General features: G+C 63.7%; 8 protein-coding genes. 7 read left to right on the top strand and 1 reads right to left on the bottom strand.

The genetic code is table 11. The annotated features are described in order from the left end of the window. Position 1: 1 nt before the first annotated feature. Positions 2-1,231, bottom strand: a complete 1,230-nt coding sequence (locus UP10_RS22615; protein WP_156180211.1) for an efflux RND transporter periplasmic adaptor subunit — start codon at positions 1,229-1,231, stop codon at positions 2-4. A 515-nt stretch (positions 1,232-1,746) separates the two neighbouring features. Here UP10_RS22615 and UP10_RS22620 point away from each other — a divergent pair. The 7 genes from UP10_RS22620 to UP10_RS22645 form a co-directional block, all read left to right on the top strand. Beyond that, positions 1,747-2,340, top strand: coding sequence for a hypothetical protein (locus tag UP10_RS22620; RefSeq protein WP_044589467.1), 594 nt, complete (start codon positions 1,747-1,749; stop codon positions 2,338-2,340). A gap of 393 nt (positions 2,341-2,733) precedes the next feature. Beyond that, positions 2,734-4,284 carry a DUF4118 domain-containing protein gene (locus UP10_RS22625; RefSeq protein ID WP_044589468.1) on the top strand — a complete coding sequence of 517 codons (1,551 nt, stop codon included), beginning with the start codon at positions 2,734-2,736 and terminating at the stop codon, positions 4,282-4,284. After that, positions 4,277-4,990: a response regulator gene (locus tag UP10_RS22630; RefSeq protein WP_044589469.1), complete on the top strand. Its 714-nt coding sequence runs from the start codon at positions 4,277-4,279 to the stop codon at positions 4,988-4,990. Before UP10_RS22625 ends, UP10_RS22630 begins: the two co-directional genes overlap by 8 nt. 101 nt (positions 4,991-5,091) lie before the next feature. Beyond that, positions 5,092-5,214 (top strand): hypothetical protein, encoded by a 123-nt coding sequence (locus tag UP10_RS46375; protein WP_283807670.1) that lies wholly within the window; start codon positions 5,092-5,094, stop codon positions 5,212-5,214. Between the two features lie 113 nt (positions 5,215-5,327). Further along, entirely contained in the window at positions 5,328-6,194 is an 867-nt protein-coding gene (locus tag UP10_RS22635; protein ID WP_044589470.1) for a S1C family serine protease, read from the top strand. Continuing rightward, on the top strand, positions 6,191-6,568 hold the full coding sequence (locus UP10_RS22640) for a response regulator transcription factor (protein WP_044589471.1): 378 nt from the start codon (positions 6,191-6,193) through the stop codon (positions 6,566-6,568). Before UP10_RS22635 ends, UP10_RS22640 begins: the two co-directional genes overlap by 4 nt. Before the next feature lie 184 nt (positions 6,569-6,752). Continuing rightward, on the top strand, positions 6,753-6,995 hold a 243-nt coding region (locus UP10_RS22645), incomplete at its 3' end, for a transposase (protein ID WP_502692180.1).

Raw genomic sequence — 6,995 nt, forward strand, 5'->3', positions numbered from 1 at the left:
GCTAACTGCCGGACGCAGCCCGATCGATGAACAGGCTGCCTCGGGTCACGATCTGCTCGCCGGCCTTCAGATTGGTGCGAACCTCAACCAGATTGCCGTTGGTCAGGCCGGTTTCGATCTCACGTAACTCGATCGACTTGTCATCATGCGCAACCCAAAGCCGGACGTGATCACCCTCATAGATCAGCGCCTGCTTCGGCACGCCGACGGAGGGACGGTCGCCGCCGGCATAGATCGTGACGCTGGCGAACATCTCCGGCTTGAGCTGGCCGTCCTTGTTGTCGAGCGTCGCGCGCACCAGCAAGCGGCGGGTTGCCGGATCGATCGCCGCAGCGACATAGTCGAGCCTGGCTGTGAACGCCTTGCCCGGCAGAGCCAGCACGGTGAACGCCATCTCCTGCCCGACAGCGACATCGGCCGCCTCGCTCTCGCGCACGAAGGCCGTCAGCCAAACCGTGGAAAGATCTCCGATGACGAAGACCGGATCGCTGGCGCCGCTGCTGATGAACTGACCCGGACCTACCTTGCGCTGGACGACAGTGCCTCCGATCGGCGAGTAGATCGGCGTATCCGCGCTGATCTGCCTGGTCTGCTCGAACGACGTGATCTGCTCCTCGGACCGGCCGAGGATGCGCAATCGGTTATGCGTCGCTTCGAGCGCGGTCTCGGCCGAGCGCAGATCGTTCTGGGCCGAGTTCAGATCGGCCTGCGCCTGTTGCCAGTCCTTCAACGGCACGGCCTTGCCGGCATAGAGATCATTGGCCCGCTTCTCGACGGTCTCGGCCAGCTTCAGCTTCGAGCGGGCAGAGTTGAGTGTACCCAGCGCCGCAACGAAATCGTTCAGCGCCTGCACCGCGTCGGTGGCTTCCACCACAAACAGCGGCTGACCGCGCTCGACAACGTCGCTGGGCTTGACCAGGAGCTTGATGACCCGCCCGGCATAGGGCGAAAAGATCGGCGTCGAGCTCTCTTCGTTGACCGCGACCTTGCCTTCAGTGATGTGCTCGGCACGAAAGACGCGCTCCGCCACCGGCTCGACCGAAAGCGTCGCCCATTCGGCGGCTGTGGGTATATAGCGCGGCGGCTTCGCCCTGGCCTGGCTCGACACTTCGGACGATTTGGCATGCGGCGCGAACATTCGACCCGCGGCATATAGACCGCCCGCCGCCAGCACCATCGCTGCGACGAGGATCGCTGTACGCCGCCAATTCCAGTTCGCTACAATCATCATAACACTACAATCGTCATAGTATCCGAGCCGCACCCACCGCCGGCAACGATACGCCCGCTATAAAGAAGCCTCTTCATGATTTTGCCCCAAGCTAATGCAACCGACGCTTCGAGCGCTCGCGCGTGTAAGGCCTGTGTAATCATTCCCGGGGCACAGAGAAAAAGGCGATACGGGTCTCCCCGCGCTTTCATTAAGATAAAATATCCGGAGCGGTCCTCCTGACGTCAGTTGCGCAGATAAGCGTCATTTGCTTACGCACTTGCTCAAGAACCCGGCGAACGGCGTGACGTTTTGTTAAGATATTGCGACGCGCTGCAACAGATTGCAGCGCGCTGTGTCATTTCCGCCATAGCGCTGCAAGTGCTGCGCTCGGAATCGATGCGATAGCTATTTTATTGCTATGGAAACCGCCCGATACCTCCATCGAAGATATATGCAGCCATTGGCTAAGCTTGTTGCTGGAGCGAAATCGTTCGCTTCGATGCAACGGAGCATCGCTCGTCGTGGCGAACGTTATGAACTGCGCAAACGATGCGGCCCTCGATGGCGGGATCGACAATATCGATCTCGACTTCCTGCCGGCCGATCTCACGGCGCAGTGCCGCAACCTGATCGAGAGCTATCACGACGTCCACGGCTATGCCTGCCTGCCCGACATGCTGTGGCGCGCCAGGCTCGGCCCCTTCATCGAACGGCACCACGAATTCCGGCAACGGCTGCGAAAGGCGTCGACGACCCGAAGCGCCAAGAAGTCCCACCTGGGCTTTGTCGAGATCGCGACCGCGATCCTGTCGCTGGAGATATTGGCCAGCAGCTTCGCCGGCTGGAGCGCGCTTTATCCGGACGCCGGCGCAACGGCGCTGTCCGTCCTGAAGCGGCAATCCGGCTCTTCGCTGACCCCGCTGATGGACTTCTATCTCTATCCGCCCAAATACATCAGTTCGGCGGCAATCAGCAAACTGACCCCGCCGCGGACCAACCACACCGGCGAATCCGGCCTGTACCGGGCGTCGAAGCCGGAGCTCGCAGGGGAAAAACTGGCGCTCGGCTACGTCAACGAGCTGCTGCAGAGATCTGACGACAAATCGCCCCTGCCGCATCTGCGCTGAACCCACGAACCGATCGGCAAGCCGCCGCGTCGAGCCGCGGCTATTACTTTTATATATCCCGTCCGCTCCAACAACATTGAATCTATATCCAGTTATGAGGAATGCTCGAATCGCTGGGTAGTTGGCGACATCGGGGCAACAACGACGACCGGACGTTGAGCATTTGCGCGGACGCGGGCCATTTTGGCGGCGTACCGTTTCGTGTTCGGTACGCCGGTCGGATGTTGCTGGGGCGGATTCCGTGCTGGCCCGAAAGGCCATGGCGAGGATCTTCCCGAGGATCTTCCGGTGTCTTTCTCTACGAGAGCAAAATACTTGATTGATTCCCTGCCTCTGTTTCAACGACTCGCAGATGCCCGAACGCGCCGCACTGAAGCGACGCCTGACCTCGCATTGACCGACGAGGCGCAATCGTCGTGGACGATGCGGCTCGACGTGCTGCCTCTCGTACTGTCGGTCGGGTCGATCCTGCTGATCACGGCATTGCTGTTCGTGCTCGACTCGATGGTCGCGGCCAGCCTGATCCCCGTCGCCTATCTGATCCCGATCATCTTCGCAGCCACACGCTGGGGCATATGGGCGAGCACGCTCGCATCGTTGGCCGCAATCGCCGCCTCCGATTTCTTCTTCTTCGAACCGGTCTACAGCTTTCGGGTCGACAACCCGCAGGAGGCCGTCGACCTTCTGCTGTTCCTCGTCGTGGCGCTGGCGACCAGCAATCTCGCCTCGCGGCTGCGGCGCGAGACCGAGCGGCTGCGGCGCCGTGAGAGGGAGATCCAGCATCTCTATGGATTCTCGAAGCGGCTGGCCGCCTGCTTCACGGTCTCCGACCTGATCGCCGCCATTCACTATTACCTCTCGCATACGCTCGGCGCGCGCGGGGCGCTGTTCGTCGCCGCCTCGGACGGCCACTTCGAATCGCTGCCGGGATCTGCGATCGCCCCGCCGACAGTGGTGGAGGCCGTGACGGCCATGACGGAGACCGTCGGCGCGACCGGCCGCAGCGTCATCGATGCACCGTCGCAGGATATCTGGCTGCTGCGCGCCATCAGCTCCGAGACGGTAGTCCACGGCGTCATCGCCATCAATGTCGGGCACAGCTCCCTCGACGAGATCCGGAGCCGGACCCGCCGCGTCGAGGCGATTCTCGAAGAGGTCACGCTGACCCTGCAGCGGCTCGATATCGGCAAGGCGATGGACGACGCCCGGCTGCATCTGCAGGCCGAGCTGTTGCGCGACGCGTTCCACGGGACGCTCTCGCATGAGCTGCGCTCGCCTCTGGCAGCGATCCGGGGGTCGGTGAGCGTCATGGACTCGATGCAGGCGGTTCGCGACAACGACCGGCTGCACTCGCTGACGGAAGCGATTTCGGAGGAGGTCGCCCACCTCGACGGCCATATCCGGAACCTCTTGAATGCCACGCGGGTGACCGCCGGCGGGCTGACCCCTCGTCTCGAATGGGCCGATCCGCGCGACATCGTCAATGCCGCGGTGAAGGGCCGCGCCCGGCGCCTTCAGGCGCATCGCGTGGAGATCGCGTTCGAAGACGAGCTGCCGCTGCTCAATGTCGATTCCGGCCTGATCGAGGAGGCCTGCGGCCAGCTTTTGGAGAACGCCGCCAAATATTCCCCGTCCGGCTCGACGATCAAGGTCCTGACCCGACACGACCGCGGGCGCGTCATCATATCGATCGTCGACCAGGGCGTCGGCATCACACCGGACGAGCAGCGCCATATCGGCCGCAAATCGTTTCGCAGCGAACGCCATCAGGCCAGTATCCCGGGCTCCGGGCTCGGCTTCTGGATCGCATCTACTTTCGTCACGACCCACAGCGGCACCGTCGAAATCGCCAGTCGCGGCCAGGGTCTCGGCACCACGGCATCGATCTTGCTACCTGCCCTTCAATGCGAAACCTCGGAACTGGCGGCCTACGACGATGAGTAAGCCGAGCAACCTCGTCCTCCTGATCGACGACGAGCCGAAGATCCGGCGTTTCCTGCGCGCGGGCTTCGAGATCCATGGCTTCTCGGTCCTCGAGGCGGAGAATGCCGCCGAGGGACTGAAGATCGCGACATTCAATTCGCCCGACCTCGTGATTCTCGATCTTGGTCTGCCGGACCTGCACGGCAGCGAGGCACTCGAGCGGCTGCGCTCGTGGTCGAACGTTCCGGTCATCGTGCTCTCCGTCGAAGCCAACGAGGATGAGAAGGTCCGCCTGCTGCAGGCGGGCGCCGACGACTACGTCGTGAAGCCGTTCGGCATGGCCGAGCTTCTCGCCCGCAGCGACGCCGCGTTGCGCCGCTATTTCAAGAGCGCCACCGAGAATCCGGTGGTCGTGGTCGGGCCGCTCGCCGTCGATCTCGCCAGTCGGACCGTCTCGCTCAACGACGCCAGGATCAAACTGACCCGGAAGGAATACCGCCTGCTGCACGTCCTGGCGATGCATGTCGGGCTCGTGGTGACGCACGATCAGCTGCTGAAGGAGATCTGGACCGGCAACCAGCGGGACAACATCCAGTACCTGCGTATCCTGGTGCGCAAGCTCCGCCAGAAGATCGAGGCCGATCCAAACCAGCCGCGCCTGCTGATCACCGAGTCGGGGGTTGGCTATCGGCTGGAAAATCGCCTGGAACCCATCGTGGCGGACTGAAATACCGACGTCGCATCGGACGCGACCGGCCGGGTCAGACATACAAAAATAATATATTTCCATCGCAGAAAGCCTTAGTTTGCCTCGAAAAGGGGCGCGCGGTGCAATTTCTGATACGGCCTTTCCATATCCTCGGCTTCGAGGGCCAGAACTGGATGCTGATCGTGGTCGCCGTCGTGGCCGCCTTCCTGCTGTTCGCCTGGAGGACCCGGGACCGGATCTGACCGATCCACGCCTATCGGCCGTGGTTACCGGCGCGGAGCCGGACCCTGCCCATTCGGCCAGTTTCCGGACCGCCAGCGGCATCCCAGATTGAGGGAAGCCACAGGAGCTTTCCATGACCGAACCGACCACCCTTTCTGTCCTTTCTTCAGCCCTTGCGGAGACGGTCGCACGCGCAGCGCCCGCGATCGTCTCCGTGCATTCGCATCGTCTGCGGGCGTCCGGCTTCGTCTGGAAGCCCGGCCTCATCGTCACCGCGGACGAGGCGCTGGCCGACGAAGGCGAGGTCGAAATCCAGCTTTCCGACGGCAGCCGGCGGCAGGCGACCGTCGCCGGGCGCGACCACACCACCGACATCGCGCTGCTGCGGATCGACGGAGATATTGCGCCAGTCAAACTGTCGGCGAATATCCCCGCGCTGGGATCGCTTGCGGTTGTCGTCGCGGCTGATAGCGGCGCCCCGACCGCGCGGCTCGGCATGGTCTCGCTGTCGGGCCCAGCCTGGCGCAGCCTGCGCGGCGGCGAGATCGACGCACGGGTCGAACTCGACGTGCGGCTGCGGCACAGCCAGCAGGGCGGACTGGCGCTGAATGCGGCGGGAGAACCGTTTGGCATGGCGGTGCTCGGACCCCGCCGCGTGCTGACGATCCCGACCTCGACCATCGAGCGCGTCGCGGCGCAGCTCGAAAGCCGTGGCCGCATCCCGCGCGGATATCTCGGCCTCGGGATGCAGCCGATCCGCCTCGACGACGGCATCGGCGCGATGGTGATGAATGTCGACAAGGACGGTCCCTCGGCCGCCGCCGGCATCCGGCAAGGCGACGTGATCATTGCCGTCAATGACGAGCGGCTGTCCGGCGTGCGGGCCCTGTCGCGGAGCCTGGGCCCGAAGAGCGTCGGCACCGAGGTCGACGTGACAATCCGTCGTGGTGGTGAGCCGTTGCACGTCAAGGTGACGATCGGCGAAAGGCCGGAGGCGTGAGCGAAGAGACCGCACCCGACATCGTGATCTCGCTGCAGATCGACGATCCGGTCCTGGCAGACCGGTTGGCGACGCTGCTCGGCGGCATCGCCGGCCTGCGCCTCGCCGCGCCGGGAGAGCCGGTCGCGGCGGTGATCATCTCGCGCGATCGGGAGACCGCGGGCTCGGCGAGCGACTTCGAACTGACGCCGCGCGAGCTCGACGTGCTGGCGCTGCTGGCCGAAGGTGCGTCGAACAAGATGATCGCACGCCGCCTCGGCATCTCCGTCCACACCGCCAAGTTTCACGTCGGCTCGCTGCTCGACAAACTCGACGCCACCGGCCGCACCGACGCCGTCGCGCATGCGGCGCGGCGCGGTGTGATCAATCTTTGACGTCAGCGACACACCTCAATCCGTCGTCCCGGCGAAGGCCATAGCCACCGAATTGGGTTGTGAGAGAAGCCAATGCCGCTTGTGCGCTTTCCGCGGGCCGCGGCGTATGGGTCCCGGCCTTCCAGGCTGTGTGAAAACCTGATCGGCTATTGTTGTCGGGATCGGGCTTTGATTCGAGGTTATGATGGCGCATGTGACGGGCCAGTCGCGGTATCAAACGACGCTTTTTCCTGAGGTTCTGGACGAGGTGGTGGGGCGCGACGATCCGGTTCGGGTGATCGATGCGTTTGTAGATGCGCTGGCTCTTGCGGAGTTGGGATTTTCGAAGGCTGCGGCCGAGGAACTGGGTCGGCCGCCCTATGCGCCGGGCGACCTGCTGAAGCTTTACATTTACGGCTATTTGCACCGGGTGCGGGCGAGCCGTCGG

The organism is Bradyrhizobium sp. LTSPM299 (assembly GCF_000938235.1).
Lineage (GTDB): Bacteria > Pseudomonadota > Alphaproteobacteria > Rhizobiales > Xanthobacteraceae > Bradyrhizobium.

What these genes read in the sequence shown, in the direction of transcription:
- UP10_RS22620 (WP_044589467.1), top strand. Translation starts at nt 1,747, where the DNA reads ATGAACTGCGCAAACGATGCGGCCCTCGATGGCGGGATCGACAATATC.
- UP10_RS22615 (WP_156180211.1), bottom strand. Translation starts at nt 1,231, where the DNA reads ATGATGATTGTAGCGAACTGGAATTGGCGGCGTACAGCGATCCTCGTC.
- UP10_RS22630 (WP_044589469.1), top strand. Translation starts at nt 4,277, where the DNA reads ATGAGTAAGCCGAGCAACCTCGTCCTCCTGATCGACGACGAGCCGAAG.
- UP10_RS22635 (WP_044589470.1), top strand. Translation starts at nt 5,328, where the DNA reads ATGACCGAACCGACCACCCTTTCTGTCCTTTCTTCAGCCCTTGCGGAG.